Genomic DNA, 19,938 nt, shown 5'->3' with positions numbered 1-19,938 from the left:
CATGACCAGCTCGGTGCATGAATATACCTATACGCCTTTTGCCCCAAACAGTGTTTGCCCCGGCCTGAATAAATATTTACTTTCCAAGATAAGTATAGGCTGCACTTCTACCAGTACCACTGGTAACACCAAACGGCACCTATTATAACTGCTCAACGCACGAAACAGCTAAACTGCCTTTCGCCACGTAGACAGGTAGAAAAACCAAGACTATGAAAAAAGTACTCTATAAAACACTTGCCATGGGGGCACTCTCCGGAATGCGGTCGATGGCGACCCCGGCGCTGCTGAGCAGAGCACTGTGCGAAAACGGAGCAGAGGGCCTGGCGCGTACGCCGCTGTGGTTTCTGCAGCACAAAACTGTAGCCAACGTCCTCTCGGGCCTGGCTGCCACAGAGCTTTTGGGCGACAAAGTGCCCAACGTCCCCGACCGGATCAGGCTGCCGTCCCTGTTATTCAGAACGGCCTCGGGCGCACTGGTGGGTGCGGCATTGTACCTCAACAACCATAGAAAGCCAGCCAAGGGCGCTGCCGTAGGTGCAGCCGCAGCCTTTGCCGCCACCTATGCCAGCTTTTACCTGCGTAAAAAGCTGGGTGAGAAAACCAGCATCGCCGACCCGGTTATCGGCTCCATAGAGGATGCGCTGGTACTTAGCAGCGGGATAACCGCCGCAAGAATGTAACGTTTCCCTTGCCCCCAGCCCCTCCGCAAAGCAGCCCCATGCATCCGGGGCGCCTGCAGGAAAACGGCGGCACCTGTACGTACTTGCCCCTAAATGCAAGGCCTCTGTACCTGTGCGCCTGCGAAGCATTTTCTTTTATACGGATACGCGGCTGCCGTCCTTGCCGTTAGGGTAAGGGCGGCAGCCGCGTATTCAATCTACTTCAGGCTGTTTCCGTAAAACTGCAGCAACTGCCTTGACAAGGGGCTGCGAAATAGCTATACTTAACCAGACATTTAAACAACACTATGCCCAAGATTCTTATCATAGACGACGAGCGGGCCATCCGAAGTACACTCAAGGAAATTCTCGAGTTCGAGAACTATACTGTGGATGAGGCTGAAGATGGAGAAAAAGGACTCCAGTTACTCGGAAAATCAAAGTACGATGTGGTACTCTGCGATATTAAAATGCCCGGCATGGATGGCATTGAGGTACTGGAGAAAGCCATGGAGGTAACTCCCGACTCTCCGTTTATTATGATATCCGCCCACGGCACCATTGATACAGCCGTGGAAGCCACCAAGAAAGGTGCCTACGATTTCCTGCAGAAGCCACCAGACCTCAACCGCCTGCTGGTAACGGTGCGCAACGCGCTGGACAAATCGCACCTGGTGACGGAGACGAAGATCCTGAAAAAGAAGATCTCCAAGACCTACGAAATGGTAGGTAACTCCCCTGCCCTCTCGCGGGTAAAGCAAGCCATTGAGAAAGTGGCCCCCACCGATGCCCGTGTGCTTATAACAGGGCCAAACGGATCGGGCAAGGAGCTGGTGGCCCGTGCCATTCATGAGAACAGCAACCGCAGCAACGGCCCCCTCGTGGAGGTTAACTGTGCGGCCATACCCAGCGAACTGATCGAGAGCGAGTTGTTTGGCCACGAGAAAGGTTCTTTTACCTCGGCTGTAAAGCAGCGCATCGGAAAGTTTGAGCAGGCCAACGGCGGCACGCTCTTTCTGGATGAGGTAGGCGACATGAGCCTCTCGGCACAGGCAAAGGTGCTGCGCGCGCTGCAGGAGCACAAAATTACCCGCGTGGGTGGCGACAAAGACATCCAGGTGGATGTGCGCGTGGTGGCGGCAACCAACAAAAACCTGCTGGAGGAGATAGAGGCGAAGAACTTCCGGGAAGACTTGTACCACCGCCTGGGGGTGATCCTGATCCATGTGCCGCCGCTCAACGACCGGCGCGAAGACATTCCGGACCTGGTGCAGAAGTTCCTGAACGACATCGCCAACGACTACGGCAATAAGCCCAAAACCATTACGCCCGAGGCCCTGGAATACCTGAAAGAGCTGGATTGGCGTGGCAATGTCCGTGAGCTGCGCAACGTGGTGGAGCGCCTCGTCATCATGAGCGGCCCTGAAATTACCGCCGAAGATGCCAAGGCCTACGCCCGCCCCGTGGTGGCGTAACGGCCAGGTTAGGTTTAAAAAGAAGACGCCCCCTGTGCTGCTTGCACAGGGGGCGTCTTCTTTTTCCAGGCTTACAACATTACTTCCTCTTCAGCCTGCAGCAGTGTTTATACTTTTTGCCGCTGCCACAGGGGCATGGTTCATTGCGCCCGATGCGCTTGCCGTAGGGGTTCAGCAGCTCTTTAAAGTTAAGGCGGAAGCGGCGTTTAGGGTTCTGGTCAAAGACCTGCGTTAGCAACTGGTACAGCTTTGGGTGCTTTTCGGCCAGCTGCCCTGGCTTTTCAAAGAAGTACTCTGTTGCTACGGCAAAGAACTCCGCCTCGCTGGTCGCGCCGTAGTTGTCGATGTCGGAGTTGCCCTGCTCAATCTTCTTTATTTCGCGGTACATAAGCTCCTGCCATGGCTGCACCAGCTCATCGGGCAGGTAGGCCGCCGGCGTACCGTCTATTTGCCCATCCGCCTGGTCCAGCATGTGTGCAAACTCATGTATGCCCACATTTTTCCTGTCGGCCATGTCGTTAAAGCCGCGCTCCAGGGCTGGTTTGGAAAGGGTAACGTAGTGGTCGTTCTGGAAAGGGTTCACACGGCCCAGCACCTCACTTACCGCCTCGTTCTTCTCATTCTTATACTTCTTGATGCTGCCCGGGAAGACCAGCACCTCCCCCAGGTTATGGTACTCCCAGTCGCGGAAGCCAAAGATGGGGATGATGGCGCTCGAAGCCACCAGCACCTTGGTCAGGTCGTCTACCTGCACATCTATACCGGTGATGCGCTTCTCTGACAGAAACAGCTGTAGCATCTTTTCGAAGTGCCGCTTGTCCTCCTCCGTCTTCAGCGTGTGGTAAAACCCTACGCGGTCCTGGAGTATTTTACGCCACTCTGCCGGAAACTCCTGCTGGAGCACCTTGCTGCGGCGCCTCTTCTTCCGGGTGGCCCACCTGTAAAAAAGCAGGCAAAGCCCCGCTACAAAAACAATAAAAGCGATGTATCCCATGAGCAGCTAAACGAGAAGCGGTTAGGAAAGATGCTAACCCACGAGCAGATTGCAGCCCCGGATGTCTGAATTGTCAAAGCGGCCGAGCACCTCAAAGCTCCCGTCTGGGTGCAGCCTGCCGATGTCCTTTGTTTCGATGAAGGCGCAGGAGTCCACGTTGGCAAGGTCTATAACGTTAATGCCGCCACTCCGGAGGTCCGGCCGGATGTCGAAGGGGTCGTTCAGGTCGCGGAGGAGCAGGCGCATAGTGTAGCCGGGCCAGAAAATTCCCTCGCCCCTGGAGTAGCCCTGCGAGAGCAGCTCCGTCATACCGTACTCCGAATGGATCGCATCTACGCCAAAGCCCTGCTTTAGCCGGGCATGCAGCTCTTCGCGGATCATCTCGCGGTGGCGCCCTTTCATCCCTCCTGTCTCCATCACAGCCACACCGGAGAAGTCCTCCTGCCCCTGCAACTCCTTGGCCAGGTCCAGGAGCGCATACGAAACGCCCAGCAGCAACACCTTTTTGCCACGCCCCTTGGCCTGCCGCAGTGCCTGCAGCAATTGGTCGTGGTTGTGCAGGTAAAAGCCCTCTTCCTGCTGCCCTGACTTTTTAATAAAATAATCGGCCATGGCCACCAGCGAGGAACCGCCCTGCTGCAGGTAAGAAGGAAGCAGCGCCAGGATGACGTACTCCTGCAGCGGCCCATAAAAATGCTCGAAAATACGCTCCGATACTTGCTGGTACAGGCCCAGGTCCGCCACCAGGTGGCGGCTGCGCGTTTGCTGGGTTGTGCCGCTGCTGTAAAACACCGCCTCCGGCTCAAACTCGCCTGTTGTTACCTGCTGTTCCTTAAAAAACTCGATGGGCAGAAAAGGGATCTGCTCCAGCGCCTGCACCTCCTCCGGGTTTACCTTCAGATTTTCGATGTACCGCCTGTAGACGGGATTGTGCTTAGCCTGAAAACGGAAGAGCGCCAAAGCCGTAGAAATAAAATCAAATGGCTCCTGCTTCCGCAGTAGGCTGGTATGGTGATGTTTAAAATCCATTGAATACAACAAATCCTATATTTCCTGCGTTTGATTTAGTAAATTTAGCTTCATTTTCCGACACTCCACATGAAATACATGCTAAAGTACGGCGCACTGCTGCTAGTAGTGGCCCTGATCGCTGCCGGATGCCGAGAGGAGCCCAACTATAGCGATGTCCCTGAGATTACGTTTGACCGGGTAGAGCAGTACACGTTCACCAAGAACAAGGTAACTTTCGACTCGCTCGTGATCGCTGTGGACTACCAGGACGGCGACGGCAACCTGGGCCTGAGCCGCGGCGAAGGCGGGTCGCAATCCGGCCCCGACTTTGAGCCGCCTTTTAACCCAGGCTCTCAGTACTTCGACAACTTTATAGTAAACCTGCAGGTGAAGCGCGACGGCGAGTATGTTAACTCACCGGTCAACTTCAACGGCCGTTTCCCGAGGCTGTCCAGCGATGAGAAAGAGGAGGCGCTGGAGGGCGAAATCCGCTACACCATCACCAGCTTTACGACAGAAAGCTACCCTTTCCGCGACACGGTCCGCTTTGAGGTGTTTATTTACGACCGCGCGCTGAACAAAAGCAACGTGGTGTACACCGACGACGTGGTGCTGTACCAGGGCCAGTAAGTATAGAAGCCCCCCCGGGCACATGTAAGCTCGGCGAAGCAAGTATAAACAACGTATAAAAAGAAAGCCCCGGCAGCTGTAAACAGCTGCCGGGGCTTTCTTTTTATACGCCTGCTCCCTTAGTAGATGGTAGGGAAGGCTTTCGGATCTGCCTCGTGCATGATCTCATACACCGTTTCAAACACATCCTCCGGGTTTGGCTTGGAGAAGTAGTCTCCGTCTGAGGAGTAAGCCGGGCGGTGCGGCTGCGCCGACAGGCACTGCGGCTTAGAGTCCAGCCATCTCCAGGCTCCCTGCTCATCCACCACCTGCTGCATCATATAGGCTGAGGCTCCTCCCGGTACGTCCTCATCGGCAAACAACACGCGGTTGGTTTTGCGGATAGAGTCCGTAATCACGTGGTCCACGTCAAACGGCAGCAGTGTCTGCACGTCTATCACCTCTGCCGAGATGCCGAACTCCTCCAGTTGCCTGGCGGCCTCCAGCACAATGCGGCACATCGAGCCGTAGGTCACGATTGTGATATCGGTACCCTCGCGCAGCGTCTCCGGCTTACCAAGCGGCACAGTAAACTCGCCAATGTTGTTCGGAATACGCTCTTTCAGGCGGTAGCCGTTGAGGCACTCGATCACAAGCGCCGGCTCATCTGCCTTCAGCAGGGTGTTGTAGAAACCGGCCGCCTGCGTCATGTCGCGCGGCACGAGCACGTGCATCCCTCTAATGCTGTTCAGGATCATCCCTATCGGAGAGCCGGAATGCCAGATCCCCTCCAGTCGGTGGCCGCGCGTTCGCACAATCAGTGGCGCTTTCTGGCCTCCTTTGGTGCGATACTGCAGGCAAGCCACATCATCAGAAAGAATCTGAATGGCATATAATAAATAATCCAGGTACTGAATTTCGGTGATCGGACGCAGGCCGCGCAGTGCCGCGCCTATCCCCTGCCCGATGATGGTGCACTCGCGGATACCAGTATCCGTTACACGCAGCTCACCGTGTTTCTCCTGCAGGCCGGCAAAAGCCTGGTTTACGTCGCCGATAAAGCCTACGTCTTCGCCTATGGCAAACACCCGCGGGTCGCGCTCCAGCATAGCGTCAAAGCATGCCTGCAGCACCTCACGGCCATCCACTACAGGCGAGTTTTCGTCGAACTCAGCCTTTACCTCCTCTATTTGCAGCGCAGCCTCCTCAGACTGGCTGTACAGGTAGGAGTTAAAACGGTCGGCGTTCTCGCCCATGGCCTGCTCCAGCCAACCCACCAGCTCGCGCTTGGCCTGGTTGTTCTCATCGCGCACATAGCGGAGGGCTTTGCGAACGGCTCTAACCGCGTCGCTACGGATAGGGTTAGTGGTTTTGCGCAGCTCCTCGGTAATGGTAGCCACCTCCGTGATGTGCTCGCTGGCAGCAGCCAGGTTGTCCAGCAGGTGCAGTGCCTCCTCGTGGTCCGCCTTGATAGCGCTGGCAAAGGCATTCCAGGCTTCTCCACGCGCGGATTTCACCGTTTCCTTGGCCTCGGCCTCTATCTGGTCCAGTTGCTCGGCGCTGGCAATGTCGCTGCTCAGGATCCACTCCCGCATCTTCTTAAGGCAGTCGTAGTCAGCCTCCCACTCCAGGCGCTCCTTGGACTTGTAGCGCTCGTGTGACCCGGAGGTAGAGTGGCCTTGCGGCTGCGTCAGTTCCTCCACGTGCACCAGAACCGGCACATGCTGCTCGCGGCAAACGCGAACGGCCGCCTCGTAGGTTTCGCAGAGGGCGGCATAGTCCCAGCCCTTTACTTTAAATATCTCGTAGCCCTGCCCGTCCTGGCTCGTGCGCTGGAAGCCTGCCAGAATTTCGGAGATGCTGCCTTTGGTAGTCTGGTACTCCGCCGGCACCGAAATACCGTAGGCATCGTCCCAAACGGATACCAGCATCGGCACCTGCAGCACGCCTCCCGCGTTGATGGCCTCGAAGAACATGCCTTCGGAGGTAGAGGCGTTTCCGATGGTACCAAAGGCTACCTCGTTCCCATTTACGGAAAAGTTTTTCAGATTCTGGAGGCCTTCGTTCTGGCGGTACAGTTTAGAGGCATATGCCAAACCTACCAGGCGCGGCATTTGTGCCGCCGTGGGCGAAATATCCGAGCTGGAGTTTTTCTGCTCCGTCAGGTTTTTCCAGTTCCCCTCCTCATCCAGGGAGCGGGTGCCGAAGTGGCCGTTCATGGCGCGGCCGGCCGTAGATGGCTCCGCCTCCACATCGGTGTGGGCGTATAATTGTGCAAAGTATTGCTGCAGCGTCAGCTCCCCAATGGCAAACATAAAGGTCTGGTCGCGGTAGTAGCCTGAGCGGAAGTCGCCGTCCCTAAAAAACTTAGCCATAGCCAATTGCGCCACCTCTTTGCCGTCTCCGAATATGCCGAACTTGGCCTTGCCCATAAACACCTCCTTGCGGCCGGTGAGGCTGGCCTGGCGGCTTTCCCAGGCGATACGGTAGTCGCTCAGGATTTCTTCAGCAGTTAGTTTCTGAGTTATAGATGCTTCAGCAGTTTGCATGTCGTCTCGATTAAACTAAAAAAGTGTTTTTCCCATCAAAAGTACTGAAGATTCCACTGATTTCAAATTTGGGCGGATATCAGCAGCATCTGGCACGGGATTGGGTAACGTATGTTTGAAAAAAGAAATTTGTATATTTGTTTTGCACTGGATATAACAAAGCATACTTTGCGAAAATTTTGCTTTTACCAGTTTATGATAAGAAAGCTGTACGCATTAACTTTACTATGTCTTATATTTGTGAGTTACACAACAAAGGCACAGGGAAAGCTTATTTTTGAAAAAGAAACCCATGACTTTGGTACGGTAGCAGAGGGCACTCAGGCTACTTACGTATTCCGGGTAAAAAACGTCGGCAAGGACCCTGTGGTTATCCCGGCGGTGCAGGCCTCCTGCGGCTGCACTACCCCCACCTGGACCAAAGAGCCGATCCTGCCCGGCAAAATTGGCATGATTAAAGCTGTGTATAACACAACGGGCCGGCCGGGTCCGTTTCACAAAAGCATCACCGTTTCCTCCAATAACTCTGAGGAACCAACGCATGTTTTGTACATTAAAGGCGAGGTTGGCCCGAAAGATTTAAAAACGGCTTATACTCCGGAACAAAAGGCACTGTCTCCGCGTTTGGCAGTCGGAAGTACAAGCCACAACTTCGGAAAACTTGAAAAAGGACAAAAAGCAGTGGCTAAGTTCAAGATCAAGAATACGGGCCGCCAGCCGCTGATCATCCAGGGCGTGAAGAGTGCTTGCAATTGCATTACGTACCGCACCTCCGTGTCAGAATTAAAAGCCGGCGAAGTGGCCACCCTGGAACTAACGTATGTTCCTGCGGTGTTAAAGGAGCAAAAAGAAATAGTAACCGTTCTTTCGAATGATATTGTCGTGCCGAGCCTCAAGCTAACGCTGAAGGCAGATGTAGTAGAGGGCCAGGCACCTAAAAATATGTTAAGGGAAGGCGCACAGCCGACACCTTTCAGATAGTTTTTTTCATAGTTTTATTTTGTACTAATGGCAGTGATTTTATCGCTGCCTTTTTTCATTTTATACCTCCCCCCGCAGCGAAACCGGCGCGCCATGCCGTTGCACTGTTTCCGCACAATTACCCGCTCCAAATCAAACACTTACAGCACACAGAGGCAGAAACGTTTTATTTCTGTAAACTAATGGTATCTTTGCGCAGCTAAACAAAAACCTGTTACTTTTTAAACTGATCGCAACATGATAATTGGTGTTCCGAAGGAGATCAAGAATAACGAAAACCGTGTAGGGGCAACTCCTGCCGGTGTGATTGAATTGGTGCGCAATGGCCACACCGTTTACGTACAGTCTACTGCCGGTGAAGGCAGCGGCTTTATGGACGATGACTACACGGCTGCCGGTGCTACTATCCTGCCAAGCATTGAGGAGGTTTATGGCATCGCTGACATGATCATCAAAGTGAAAGAGCCGATTGAGTCTGAGTATAACCTGATTAAGGAGAACCAGCTTCTGTTCACGTACTTCCACTTTGCTTCTCACGAGCCTCTGACGAACGCCATGATCGAGCGCAAAGCAGTTTGCCTTGCCTATGAGACAGTAGAGAAAGCAGACAGAACCCTTCCACTGCTGGTGCCAATGTCAGAGGTGGCTGGCCGTATGTCGGTTCAGGAAGGTGCCAAGTACCTGGAGAAGCCGCTGAAAGGCCGTGGCATTCTGCTGGGCGGCGTACCGGGGGTGCGCCCTGCCAAGGTGATGATCCTGGGTGGCGGTGTGGTAGGTACCAACGCAGCTAAAATGGCTGCCGGTATGGGTGCCGACGTGACTATCCTGGACAACAACCTGCAGCGCCTGCGCTACTTGGATGACATCATGCCAGCCAACGTGAACACCTTCATGTCGAATGAGTACAACATCCGCGAGCTGCTTCCAACGCACGACCTGATCATCGGTGCCGTGCTGATCCCGGGTGCCAAGGCTCCTCACCTGATCACCAGAGACATGCTGAAGGAAATGCGCCCAGGCACAGTAGTGGTAGACGTAGCCGTTGACCAAGGTGGCTGCATTGAAACATGCAAGCCAACCACGCACCAGGACCCAACTTACGTAATCGACGACGTGCTGCACTACTGCGTGGCGAACATGCCGGGTGCCGTGCCTTATACTTCTACCCTCGCGCTTACCAACGCAACGTTGCCTTACGCACTGATGATAGCTAACAAAGGCTGGAAGAAGGCGTGCGCAGATAACGCGGAACTGAGAAAAGGCCTGAACGTGGTACACGGCAAGGTGGTTTACCCTGGCGTTGCTGAGGCGTTCGGTCTGGAGTACACTCCTGTAGAGAGCATCCTTTAATCACAGAAGATAGTATTGTCCGGGGCGCCTTTTTGACCATGTCAGAAAGGCGCCCTTATTTTTGCCCGACATGAAGCAGATCGCCTACTACCTGAAAACCTACTACCGGGAGGAGTTCAAATGGAGCTTCTTTCTGGCGCTGGTTGCGTTCCTGGGGCTGTGCCTGTACCTAAACTACAAGTACGACTTCGAGAACAGGTACCTCGACAGCTTCCTGTACACCAGCGAGCACATCCCCCTGATGATCGGGTTTTATGCCTTTGCCTATGTCAGCGCTATCCTGCTGTACGCCTTTTTCTACCGGCGCACCGACTTTCTGCGCAACCCCGCTTTCTGGAGCGTAAGCATACTGGCGCTGGTGATACAGGGGGTGAACAGCTCCTTTTATTACCTGAACCCTGTTTACAAGCAGCTTTTCGACAGCAACACCTATTATTTTGTGCGCAAGTGCAGCAACAACATCATCAGCGAGTTGATCTACTTTTTACCGCTGGTAGTGTTCTGGTTTATGAATGACCGGCACCGGCAGCCGCTCTACGGCTTTAGCAAAGGCAAACTAGACCTGAAGCCATACTTTACGCTGCTGCTCTTTATGCTGCCCCTTCTGCTGTGGGCCTCGTTTCAGGATGATTTTCTGCGTAGCTACCCCAGCTACCATCCCCGCCGCGACACGTCCGATGCCTTCCTGAGCCACTTCTGGACCTATGAGGTATTCTATGGCCTGGACTTTATCGGAACGGAGTTCTTTTACCGTGGCTTTATGGTGATGGTGCTGGCCCGCTACCTGGGTGCGGGCGCTATCATGCCCATGGTGGCCGTTTACACCTTCATGCATTTCGGGAAGCCTATGGGCGAGGCAATCGGCTCGTTTTTTGGAGGAGCCATACTGGGCATACTGGCTTATTACAGCCGCTCCATCTACGGAGGCATCATTGTCCACCTGGGAGTTGCCTACCTTATGGAGCTGACGGCTTTTTTACAACATCTTTTTAGAAAAGGACTTTAATGTTTGACGCTTCTTTAAAACTACTACTGCGCCGCCTGGGCTTGCTACTGGCGCTGTACATGCTGCTGCGCATTGTTTTCTACGCCTTTAACTACCACGCTTTTACTGAGGCAGGCGTAGGCGAAACCATACTGGCCTTTTTGCACGGCCTGCGCTTTGACGTAGCCGCCATCTTTGCCGTTAACAGCGTTTTTATCCTGCTCTCGCTGCTGCCGGCAGGCAATACCCTGCACCCCAGGTACCAGCGCATGCTCAAATGGGTGTTCCTGCTTTCCAACGCCCCCTTTATTGCCCTGGCGCTGGTGGATGTGGAGTTCTTTAAGTTTATCGGTCGGCGCTCCAGCAACGAGATCGTTGCCATTACAGAAGATATTGCAGGGCAGCTGGGGCAGCTGATCAGTTACTATTGGTACCTGCCCCTGGGCTTTGCGCTCCTTCTGTACGGCCTAGCCAAGGTATATCCAAAAGCACCGGCCCAGCCAAAGCCGCAGCCCAACGTATGGGTGCGCAGTCTGCGCCTCCTGGTGGTAGCGGCCTTTGTTGTGTTAGGCATCCGGGGAGGCCTGCAGCTGAAGCCGCTGCGCCCGAGCCATGCCTTCGTACTCGATTCTGCCGCACTGGGCCATGTATCCCTCAACAGCCCTTTTACCTTTATCAAAGGGGTGGGCCAGACCAAACTGGAGGAGAAACACTACTTTGGCACAGACGAGGAGCTGCTGGCGGCCCTGCAGTTTAACCCACAGCAATATGCCGCCCCCAAAAGTGCCCCTAAAAAAGACAACGTCGTTATTATAATTCTTGAAAGCTTTGCCGCAGAGTATGTAGGCGCCCTCAACCAGGGGCAGGGCTACACTCCGTTCCTGGACTCCCTTGCAGCACAGGGCGTTCTCTTCGAAAACGCTTTTGCCAACGGGCGCAAATCCATTGAGTCGCTGCCATCCATACTTGCCGGCGTGCCTTCGCTCATGCAGGATCCCTTTATCACCTCCCCTTACCAGGCAAACAAACTCTACGGGCTGGGTACGCTGCTGCAGCAGGCAGGCTACCGTACGGCTATGTTTCATGGGGCGGCCAACGGTTCGATGGGCTTCAGCGATTTCTCGCGCCGTGCCGGTGTGCAGGAGTACTATGGCCTGGACGAGTACCCGGATGAGCTGCGCAGCCGCGATTTCGATGGGCAATGGGGCATTTTTGACGCTCCTTACCTCCAGTACGTGTCTCGCAAGCTCACAGAGTTTGAGCAGCCTTTTATGGCCACGCTCTTCACGCTCAGCTCCCACCAGCCCTATACCATTCCTGACAAGTATAAGGGCCGCTTTCCAAAAGGCGAACTGGAGATACACGAATCTATCGGCTATGCAGACCAGGCACTACGAGAGTTCTTCGCGACAGCGGCAAAACAGCCGTGGTACAGCAACACGCTCTTCATCCTCACCGCCGACCACACGCAGAAAAGTATAAACCCGGCTTACCAGAATGAGCTGGGGCACTACCGCGTGCCGCTCCTGCTCTTCCACCCGGGCAAAGACCTAGGCAACATCAACGAGGAAAAGATTGCCCAGCACGCCGATATTCCGGCCACGGTGGTGGATTACCTGAACCTGCCGACCAGCAAGCTGCTGCCGTTCGGCCACTCGCTGCTCGACACGGCAAGCACGGGGCAGGCTATTTTCTTCAACGGCAACGCCTACCTGCTGGTGCAGCCCGAGGTGGTAACGGAACTGCAGGCAGACGATGAGGTCCGCTTTTATACTTTCAGTGACCTTGCCCCTGCTCCCGCCCCAGCCCCTGCGGCTGCGCAAAAGCTGAAGGCCCAGCTACAGTACTTCCGCAACGGCATGGTGAACAACAGGCTGTATTTCTGGGAGGACTAAGTGTGCTTTGAGTGGCTAAGCAAAAGAATTCTTGACTAAGTGACAGAGTGGCTGAATGAATCAACGAAACTGTAAATCATGACATTCCAGCGGCCGCAGCTTTCAAAGCCCCTGTTTCGGCTGGTCAAGCGTATGAACTCATAACGCATAGGAAGGTATCCCCTGCAGCGGCTCATACTTTCGGGTCTCAAAATCGACCTGCCAGCAAAAATGCTGCAGCCCGTTGGTGATGACCACATAGGGTGCCTGCAGCGTTTGGTTGTACACCGACACCTGCTTTACCACCTCCTGCGTAATAGGTACATGGGCCGCTTTGCACTCCACCAGCAGGTGCGGCTGGCCCTGGTTGCTGTACACGCACAGGTCAGTTCGTTTCTGCAGTTTATTGTAGCTCATGCCGCGCTCAATGCTGATGAGGCTTTTGGGGTAGCCCAGGGATTGGATCAGGTAGTGTACCATGTGCTGCCGTACCCACTCTTCCGGAGTCAAAACCACGTTTTTACGCCGAAGTATATCGAAAATCAGATAATTAGCGTCAGATTTCGTAACTTTGTAGTCAAATGGGGGTAAATTGAGAGCATCCATGCCGCAATTTAGCCATTTTCTGACGCACCCGCCCCAGTAGCCCCTGCTGCCAAGGCGGTTTTTTTTGTACCTAATCAAAAATAGTAACTTTATGAAGACTAAAGAAGAAATCGTAAACGACTGGCTGCCCCGCTACACCGGTGTGCCACTCGAAGAGTTTGGAGAGTATATCCTGCTTACCAACTTTATCAACTACGTGAGAATGTTCGCCGACCGTTTTGACGTAGAGATCAAAGGCCTTGATAAGCCCATGCAGACGGCCACAGCCAACAACATCACCATCGTGAACTTTGGTATGGGTAGCGCTATGGCAGCCACTGTGATGGACCTGCTTTCTGCCATCAAGCCAAAGGCAGCCCTTTTCCTGGGCAAGTGCGGCGGCCTGAAGAAGAAAACGCAGATCGGCGACTTGATCCTGCCAATTGCGGCCATCCGGGGCGAAGGTACCTCTGATGACTACCTTCCACCGGAAATCCCTGCCCTGCCGTCTTTCCGTCTGCAGCGTGCCGTGTCATCCATGATCAAAAAGCATGAGATGGACTACTGGACCGGAACGGTGTACACAACCAACCGCCGCGTATGGGAGCACGATGAGGACTTTAAGGAGTACCTGCGACAGATTCGCGCGATGGGTGTGGACATGGAGACAGCCACTATCTTCACCGTTGGCTTTATCAATGAGATCCCGCACGGCGCACTGCTGCTGGTGTCCGACAACCCGATGATACCGGAAGGTGTGAAGACATCTGAAAGTGACAAACTGGTTACCTCCAACTATGTGGAGAAGCACCTGAGCATCGGCATCGACTCCCTGCTGGAGTTGATCAACTCAGGCGAGTCTGTGAAACACATGCGCTTTGAATAAGCTACCCTAACCATGATCAACACCCTTAAAACATTTGCCGCCGCCATACTACTTGGCGGCGCTTTGCTTAGCGGCTGTACCAGCACACAAACAGGAGCTGAAACGGCCGACCTGATCGTGTACAACGGCAACGTGTACACGGTGAACGATAACTTCGACAAAGCCGAGGCTTTCGCCGTGAAAGACGGCAAGGTACTGGCCGTAGGCACTTCGGAGGAGATTCGTGGCAAGTATAGCGCTACCGAAGAACTGAATGCGGAAGGCAAAACCATCTACCCCGGCCTGATCGATGCGCACGCGCACTTTTACCGTTACGGCCTGGCCCTGCAGTCGGCTGACCTCGTAGGTACGGCGTCTTTCAGAGAAGTAGTGCAGCTGGTGACGGAGCAGCGTGAGAAGTACCCCAATACGGAGTGGATCACCGGCCGCGGCTGGGACCAGAACGATTGGGCCGTAAAGGAGTTCCCGAGCAAGGACACGCTGGACCAGCTCTTCCCGAACACACCGGTTATACTTACCCGCATCGATGGCCACGCTGCCCTGGCAAACCAGAAGGCACTTGACCTGGCAGGCGTCACCCCCGAAACCAAGATGGTGGGCGGCCTGGTGGAGGTTAAGAACGGCAGGATGACGGGCATTCTGGTAGACAACGCCGTGGACCGGGTAACCTCCAAGATTCCGGATGCCTCGGAAGAGGAAAAGCGCCAGGCCCTGAAAAATGCCGAAGCCAACGTTTTTGCCGTAGGACTTACCTCGCTGGATGATGCCGGGCTGGATAAATCTACAGTAGAGCTGATGGACGACATGCACAAGAGCGGAGACCTGCAGATCCGGGTGTATGCCATGCTGAACCCTACCCAGGAAAACCAGGACCACTATTTCAAAAACGGTCCTTACAAAACCGACAGGCTCAACGTACGCTCGTTTAAGATTTACTCTGACGGTGCGCTGGGTTCGAGAGGGGCTAACCTGATTGAGCCGTACGCCGATAAGCACGGGCACTACGGCTTTCTGCTGGCTTCGGAGCAGGAGTTCCGTGACATAGCCAAAAAACTGCATGAGCACGGCTTCCAGATGAACACGCACGCCATTGGTGACTCTGCCAACCGCCTGCTGCTGGATATCTACGGAGAGGTGCTTGGCGGTAAGAACGACAAGCGCTGGCGCATTGAGCACTCGCAGATCATCAACCCGGCCGATATGGACAAGTTCGGCAAGTACAGCATTGTGCCATCGGTGCAGCCGACGCACGCCACCTCCGATATGTACTGGGCGGGCGACAGGCTGGGTAAAGAGCGCCTGAAGCACGCCTATCCGCTTAAAGAGCTGATGGAGCAGAATGGCTACCTGCCGCTTGGCACCGACTTTCCGGTAGAGGACATCAATCCTTTTTACACGTTTCACGCTGCGGTAGCCCGCCAGGATGCCAAGAACTGGCCGGCGCAAGGCTTCCAGATGGAGAACGCCCTGAGTCGTGAGGATGCGCTGCGCGGCATGACCATTTGGGCAGCCAAGTCTAACTTTGAGGAGGGCGAAAAGGGAAGTATAGAGCCGGGCAAGTTCGCGGACTTTATACTTGTGGACCGTGACCTGCTAACCGTAAAGCCGGAGGAAATGCGCGGCACCCAGGTGCTGAGCACCTACTTAAACGGCAAACAGGTGTACAAAAAGTAAACCGATTTGCTGGAGCGCACTCCAGGCAAGATAAATGAAAAAGCCGCTGCAGATATCTGCAGCGGCTTTTCATTTTAAATAAGTAAAGTATGGTACTGCTAAGCACTAGTAACCTGGGCACTTGGCCGTTGCGGCTCCAGCGACTTTTTGCCCCGCACCAACAGCAGGAAAAGCAGACCAAGGGCAAAGAAGGTGATGAGCGCCAGAATGCTGTAGCGCATGGAGCCTGTAAGCTGCGCAATGGCACCATAGGCCAGCGTGCCCAGCACAATCGAAACCTTCTCCGTCACATCATAGAAGCTAAAGTATGAGGCGTGGTCGATGGTCGTAGATGGAATCAGCTTGGAATACGTTGAGCGCGACAGCGACTGTATCCCCCCCATCACAGACCCCACGACAGCGGCCAGGGCATAAAACTGCAGCTCGCCTTGCGTAAAATAGGCCCCGATGCAGATGCCAATCCAGATAACGACAGCCACAATAAGCGCTTTTATGTTCCCGTACCTAGCCGAAAGTTTAGCAAAGGCATAGGCCCCGGCAACGGCAACCAACTGTATGATCAGCACCGTCAGGATCAGCACCTCGCTTGGCAAGCGCAGCTCCACCTCCCCGAATATCGCCGCCAGGTACATCACCGTCTGCACGCCCATGTTGTAAAAAAAGTAAGCCAACAGAAAGCGCTTCAGTTGCGGCAGCTCCTTTACCTGGTTCAGCACGCCCTTAAGCTCTTTAAAGCCGTTCAGAATCCAGCTGCCTTTTGGCTTACGCTGGTACACGTTACCGGGCAGATGGTAAAAGGAGTACTGGGCAAAGCCAATCCACCAGATGCCTGTGCTCAGGAAGGCAATGCGCGGAGGCAGTGAGGTATTATCGGCGGCAATGCCAAACCAGCCGGGTTTCATGATCATCATCAGGTTAAAGACCAACAGGATAACACTGCCGACATAGCCCATCGAGAAGCCGCGCGCACTCAGCCGGTCGTACTGGTCTTCCGTAGCGATTTCAGGCAGGTAGGCATTGTAAAACACAATGCTACCGCTAAAGCCGATGGTCGCCAGCACAAAAAGTATAACCGACACTGTAAAGGTTTCTTTGGTAAAGAAGTACAAGCCGGCGCAGGAAAGGGCACCCAGGTAGCAGAACAGCTTCAGGAACAGCTTTTTTCTTCCACTATAGTCTGCTATAGCCGTCAGGAAGGGGCTCAGGAAGGCGATAATCAGAAAGGCAGACGATATGGCATAGGTAAACAGCACGGAGCTATCCAGCGAAAACCCCAGAAAATCTACCACCGAAGTGCCATCCGGCTTTCGGGACACGGCACTGAAATAGATCGGGAAGATAGTAGAAGTGATGACCAGCGAATAAACGGAGTTGGCCCAATCATAAAAGCACCAGGCTCTCGTAACGGTTGGATTGTTCTTTTCCATCCTGTAATAATAGCAAAAATCCGCCTTTGTTAGGCTTCTGCTGTGCGCAAGAGCGATAAAAAGCAGAAGCAGGCTACTTTTGTTCCCGCTGTTGGAGTAACTTCAGTACCAGTTCCCACAGGTGCTCGTAGGGCACGATCTCCACCTCGGTGAAGGCGTCTCCGGGCAGAGGGGATGCCTCCAACTGCACGAGCAGCTTCTCGCCCCGCTCCCGCGCCGCTCGTGCCTCCTGCTCCTGCAGGGCCACCTGCAGCAGGCGCAGGAACAGCCGCGGCCGCTCGGCCTTCTCCCCCTTCAGGTACTTGACCCGGTACTTGCGCACCCGCTCGGCCTGCTGCTCCAGGTCCGCCTGCGGCAGCACGCTCAGCACGTCCAGGATCAGGATGGCCAGGTTAAAGCCCGACTTGTCCCTAGAGAGGATGGCCAAGTCACTGATAAAAGGCGCATCCAAACCTGCCTCCTTTACTGCCTGTCCGGCCACCAAAGTATAAAACCTCCGGTACAGCTCCCAGCGCTCCTGGCTGTTTGCCTGTAGCTTCGCCATGTGATCTTCGGACGTCACATCCTGCAGCAGCGCAGCTGCCTGCTCATAGTCCTTATTATGCAACGTCAGCAGCAGGTAGTTTTCCATAAAAGCAAACCAATTCGTGGAGAACCTCCTGAAGTGTGCCTGATACTCTTTTGCTAGCATTAGGCCTACGCTATACTGCCGGCTCTGAAGCAAAGCATATATTTTGATAAAAAGGTTGTAGTGAACACTATACCAGCTTGAGTTCACTTTCCCCTCCTTTACAAGCACCTCTGCGCGTGCGATTTCCTCGGCTATTTCTGCATACTGGCCAGTTTGTTCCAAGTAAAGAATGCTTAGCTTGTTAAAATAATAAAAGATTAGAGAGGAGCCCGACTGCTGCCAGAGTTGCTCCAGGCGAAGCACCGCCCCTGGCAGCGATTCAAAGAGATGTGACCTTTCTGAAATACCGCTACGAGCTTTTAACATAACGCTTTCATAAAGGAGAAGCGCCTCCCTTTCACAATTTTCAACCGCGTAGCAAGCTCTAAGTTGCTCACTGCAGCGATTGTAGTTCTTATAGTCGCTCAGGCTGAAATAAAGAAGCTTCATTTCTTCCAGTATTCTCACTTTCATGCTTACAACTTCATGCTCTGTGGCAACGCGCAAGGCCTGCTCGAGCACCTTTACAGACAGCTTCAATTCTGAAAGGGCTCGCAGTCCGAACGCCTCTGTAAGCAGGGTCGAGCATTGGTACATAGCCACATGGGCTTGTTTGTAGCCTTTTTGAGTGAGGTCGAGGAAACGGAGGTGATTGTACAGTTTTTTCTTGAAGCGCGACTTCAGCATGCGATAGCCACTGGTCAGCTTCACACTTCCGTATAGTCTTCGCGCAGCTTCCTCGTCGGTTCTGACTTCGCCTGCTGCAAGTATGTTAAAAAGTTTCGTCTCCAGCAACGAGTCATCCTGTAGACTTAGCAGAGAGTTAGGGCTAGACCCAAGCTCTGTTACAACCTTTGTTAACCTCTTAAGCTCTTCCATCTGCAGGTTACTTTTCTTGCTTTTGAAGAACTGAAAGCAAATGCTCCCACAGGTGCTCGTAGGGCACGATCTCCACCTCGGTGAAGGCGTCTCCGGGCAGAGGCGCGGCCTCCAGCTGCCCGAGCAGCTTCTCGCCCCGCTCCCGCGCCGCCCGTGCCTCCTGCTCCTGCAGGGCCACCTGCAGCAGGCGCAGGAACAGCCGCGGCCGCTCGGCCTTCTCCCCCTTCAGGTACTTGACCCGGTACTTGCGCACCCGCTCGGCCTGCTGCTCCAGGTCCGCCTGCGGCAGCACGCTCAGCACGTCCAGGATCAGGATGGCCAGGTTGAAGCCCGACTTGTCTCTGGAGAGGATGGCTAGGTCACTGACAAAAGGAGCATCCAAGCCAGCCTCCTTTGCTGCCTGCCCGGCCACCAAAGTATAAAACCTCCGGTACAGCTCCCAGCGCTCGATACTTACAGGTGCGATCTTGCTGAAATAGCCATTGCTCATTACATCCTGCAAAAGCTTGGCTGCCATGCTATACTTCCTACTGTGCAAAGCCAACAGAAAGTAATTCTCCATGTAGGCAAACCAGTTGTAGGAGTCGCGCTGCAGCAGTTCAAGGCGCTCCTCTGCCAGCTTTAGCCCCTCCTCGTACCGGCGGCACTGCAGTAAGGCGTAGACAAGGATATAGCTGTTATACCTTTCGCTGTACCAGTGCTTGTTGAACTCTCCTCTTGCCAAAAGTTCTTCTGCCTGCTGTACAGCAGTTGCTATCGCCACATAGTTGCCAAGTTGCTCAAGATATATGATGCGAATCTTATGTAGATAGCTGTACACTAAGGATGACTGGCTCTTTTGCCAAAGCTTCTCTAGCTCTTCGATGGCGGTAGGTATTGCTTCTACATTACTCGCCCTTTCAATCGTAGACTTCTTTAACAAGAAACGTGTTCTTTCGAATATCGCATTTGCTTGTCTCTCCAGTCCTTGAACATAATAAGCCATTTGGAGCTGTGCATCGAGTGTCTTGTATTCATCAAAATAGTTTAAATCGACACAAGCAGCCTTCATTTCTTCAAGAACTGTTACTTGAAGATCGATCAATCCATTCTCTGTTGTTAATTGTAGTAAATACTCAAGGATTTTAAGGGCAGGCTTGTACTCTGATAAAGTTAACAGTGCTTTTACCTCTGTAAGTTTGGCATAACAGGTATACCGAACCTTATGAATGCTACCAATTTGATCTTCTGGAAATGATAGAAAGTAAAGATGGTTGTACAGTTTCTTTTTGAATCTTGACTTTAACATCCGATAGCTACTTGACAACTTATTATGTCCATAAAGTGC

At 53.8% G+C, this 19,938-nt stretch carries 16 protein-coding genes; 9 read left to right on the top strand and 7 right to left on the bottom strand.

The genetic code is table 11. From position 1 onward, the window contains the following. Window positions 1-212: 212 nt before the first annotated feature. Together CA264_RS04400 and CA264_RS04395 are read left to right on the top strand one after the other, a co-directional pair. Entirely contained in the window at window positions 213-683 is a 471-nt protein-coding gene (locus tag CA264_RS04400; RefSeq protein ID WP_025604936.1) for a DUF4126 family protein, read from the top strand. A 287-nt stretch (window positions 684-970) separates the two neighbouring features. Then, window positions 971-2,137, top strand: a complete 1,167-nt coding sequence (locus CA264_RS04395) for a sigma-54-dependent transcriptional regulator (RefSeq protein WP_025604935.1) — start codon at window positions 971-973, stop codon at window positions 2,135-2,137. A 79-nt stretch (window positions 2,138-2,216) separates the two neighbouring features. Here CA264_RS04395 and CA264_RS04390 read toward each other — a convergent pair whose 3' ends face one another. Further along, entirely contained in the window at window positions 2,217-3,131 is a 915-nt protein-coding gene (locus CA264_RS04390) for a zinc-dependent peptidase (protein ID WP_025604933.1), read from the bottom strand. 33 nt (window positions 3,132-3,164) lie between these two features. Then, entirely contained in the window at window positions 3,165-4,160 is a 996-nt protein-coding gene (locus tag CA264_RS04385; RefSeq protein ID WP_025604932.1) for a long-chain-fatty-acid--protein ligase, read from the bottom strand. 69 nt (window positions 4,161-4,229) lie between these two features. Here CA264_RS04385 and CA264_RS04380 point away from each other — a divergent pair, with 69 nt between their 5' ends. Further along, a complete protein-coding gene (locus CA264_RS04380) occupies window positions 4,230-4,772 on the top strand; it encodes a hypothetical protein (protein WP_025604931.1) in 543 nt (180 codons plus the stop codon). Between the two features lie 119 nt (window positions 4,773-4,891). Here CA264_RS04380 and CA264_RS04375 read toward each other — a convergent pair whose 3' ends face one another. Beyond that, window positions 4,892-7,300: an alpha-ketoacid dehydrogenase subunit alpha/beta gene (locus CA264_RS04375; RefSeq protein WP_025604930.1), complete on the bottom strand. Its 2,409-nt coding sequence runs from the start codon at window positions 7,298-7,300 to the stop codon at window positions 4,892-4,894. A gap of 111 nt (window positions 7,301-7,411) precedes the next feature. On the opposite strand from CA264_RS04375, the gene CA264_RS04370 reads away from it, so the two are divergent. The 4 genes from CA264_RS04370 (at window position 7,412) to CA264_RS04355 (ending at window position 12,511) form a co-directional block, all read left to right on the top strand. After that, the gene (locus tag CA264_RS04370; RefSeq protein WP_237151169.1) at window positions 7,412-8,281 is read left to right on the top strand and encodes a DUF1573 domain-containing protein; all 870 of its coding nucleotides are present in this window, start codon (window positions 7,412-7,414) and stop codon (window positions 8,279-8,281) included. Between the two features lie 237 nt (window positions 8,282-8,518). Continuing rightward, window positions 8,519-9,631 (top strand): alanine dehydrogenase, encoded by a 1,113-nt coding sequence (gene ald / locus CA264_RS04365; RefSeq protein WP_025604926.1) that lies wholly within the window; start codon window positions 8,519-8,521, stop codon window positions 9,629-9,631. Between the two features lie 70 nt (window positions 9,632-9,701). After that, window positions 9,702-10,637: a CPBP family intramembrane glutamic endopeptidase gene (locus CA264_RS04360; RefSeq protein ID WP_025604924.1), complete on the top strand. Its 936-nt coding sequence runs from the start codon at window positions 9,702-9,704 to the stop codon at window positions 10,635-10,637. After that, the gene (locus CA264_RS04355; protein WP_025604922.1) at window positions 10,637-12,511 is read left to right on the top strand and encodes an LTA synthase family protein; all 1,875 of its coding nucleotides are present in this window, start codon (window positions 10,637-10,639) and stop codon (window positions 12,509-12,511) included. The genes CA264_RS04360 and CA264_RS04355 overlap by 1 nt, the downstream gene beginning before the upstream one ends. 138 nt (window positions 12,512-12,649) lie before the next feature. On the opposite strand, the gene CA264_RS04350 is transcribed toward CA264_RS04355, so the two are convergent. Further along, the gene (locus tag CA264_RS04350) at window positions 12,650-13,096 is read right to left on the bottom strand and encodes a type I restriction enzyme HsdR N-terminal domain-containing protein (RefSeq protein ID WP_025604920.1); all 447 of its coding nucleotides are present in this window, start codon (window positions 13,094-13,096) and stop codon (window positions 12,650-12,652) included. Window positions 13,097-13,187: 91 nt separating this feature from the next. Between CA264_RS04350 and CA264_RS04345 the strand changes: the two genes are divergently transcribed. Together CA264_RS04345 and CA264_RS04340 are read left to right on the top strand one after the other, a co-directional pair. Next, window positions 13,188-13,961 (top strand): AMP nucleosidase, encoded by a 774-nt coding sequence (locus CA264_RS04345; RefSeq protein ID WP_025604918.1) that lies wholly within the window; start codon window positions 13,188-13,190, stop codon window positions 13,959-13,961. Between the two features lie 12 nt (window positions 13,962-13,973). After that, complete coding sequence (locus CA264_RS04340; protein WP_025604916.1) at window positions 13,974-15,635, top strand: amidohydrolase; 1,662 nt, start codon at window positions 13,974-13,976, stop codon at window positions 15,633-15,635. Between the two features lie 98 nt (window positions 15,636-15,733). On the opposite strand, the gene CA264_RS04335 is transcribed toward CA264_RS04340, so the two are convergent. From CA264_RS04335 to CA264_RS04325, 3 genes are all read right to left on the bottom strand, one after another. Beyond that, window positions 15,734-17,062 carry an MFS transporter gene (locus CA264_RS04335; RefSeq protein WP_025604914.1) on the bottom strand — a complete coding sequence of 443 codons (1,329 nt, stop codon included), beginning with the start codon at window positions 17,060-17,062 and terminating at the stop codon, window positions 15,734-15,736. A 73-nt stretch (window positions 17,063-17,135) separates the two neighbouring features. Then, entirely contained in the window at window positions 17,136-17,753 is a 618-nt protein-coding gene (locus tag CA264_RS21765; protein ID WP_157593640.1) for a hypothetical protein, read from the bottom strand. An 865-nt stretch (window positions 17,754-18,618) separates the two neighbouring features. Beyond that, entirely contained in the window at window positions 18,619-19,374 is a 756-nt protein-coding gene (locus tag CA264_RS04325) for a hypothetical protein (RefSeq protein ID WP_169728049.1), read from the bottom strand. Window positions 19,375-19,938: the final 564 nt, after the last annotated feature.

The organism is Pontibacter actiniarum (genome assembly GCF_003585765.1).
GTDB classification, from domain to species: domain Bacteria; phylum Bacteroidota; class Bacteroidia; order Cytophagales; family Hymenobacteraceae; genus Pontibacter; species Pontibacter actiniarum.
The sequence above is the reverse complement of the archived record's forward strand: the minus strand, read 5'-3'. Positions and strand labels throughout refer to the sequence as shown.

Excerpts from the sequence above, each read along its gene's own strand:
- CA264_RS04340 (WP_025604916.1), top strand. The coding sequence starts at position 13,974 with ATGATCAACACCCTTAAAACATTTGCCGCCGCCATACTACTTGGCGGC.
- CA264_RS04360 (WP_025604924.1), top strand. The coding sequence starts at position 9,702 with ATGAAGCAGATCGCCTACTACCTGAAAACCTACTACCGGGAGGAGTTC.
- CA264_RS04380 (WP_025604931.1), top strand. The coding sequence starts at position 4,230 with ATGAAATACATGCTAAAGTACGGCGCACTGCTGCTAGTAGTGGCCCTG.
- CA264_RS21765 (WP_157593640.1), bottom strand. The coding sequence starts at position 17,753 with ATGCTAGCAAAAGAGTATCAGGCACACTTCAGGAGGTTCTCCACGAAT.
- CA264_RS04395 (WP_025604935.1), top strand. The coding sequence starts at position 971 with ATGCCCAAGATTCTTATCATAGACGACGAGCGGGCCATCCGAAGTACA.
- CA264_RS04350 (WP_025604920.1), bottom strand. The coding sequence starts at position 13,096 with ATGGATGCTCTCAATTTACCCCCATTTGACTACAAAGTTACGAAATCT.
- CA264_RS04355 (WP_025604922.1), top strand. The coding sequence starts at position 10,637 with ATGTTTGACGCTTCTTTAAAACTACTACTGCGCCGCCTGGGCTTGCTA.
- CA264_RS04400 (WP_025604936.1), top strand. The coding sequence starts at position 213 with ATGAAAAAAGTACTCTATAAAACACTTGCCATGGGGGCACTCTCCGGA.
- ald (WP_025604926.1), top strand. The coding sequence starts at position 8,519 with ATGATAATTGGTGTTCCGAAGGAGATCAAGAATAACGAAAACCGTGTA.
- CA264_RS04375 (WP_025604930.1), bottom strand. The coding sequence starts at position 7,300 with ATGCAAACTGCTGAAGCATCTATAACTCAGAAACTAACTGCTGAAGAA.
- CA264_RS04390 (WP_025604933.1), bottom strand. The coding sequence starts at position 3,131 with ATGGGATACATCGCTTTTATTGTTTTTGTAGCGGGGCTTTGCCTGCTT.
- CA264_RS04335 (WP_025604914.1), bottom strand. The coding sequence starts at position 17,062 with ATGGAAAAGAACAATCCAACCGTTACGAGAGCCTGGTGCTTTTATGAT.
- CA264_RS04345 (WP_025604918.1), top strand. The coding sequence starts at position 13,188 with ATGAAGACTAAAGAAGAAATCGTAAACGACTGGCTGCCCCGCTACACC.
- CA264_RS04370 (WP_237151169.1), top strand. The coding sequence starts at position 7,412 with ATGTTTGAAAAAAGAAATTTGTATATTTGTTTTGCACTGGATATAACA.
- CA264_RS04385 (WP_025604932.1), bottom strand. The coding sequence starts at position 4,160 with ATGGATTTTAAACATCACCATACCAGCCTACTGCGGAAGCAGGAGCCA.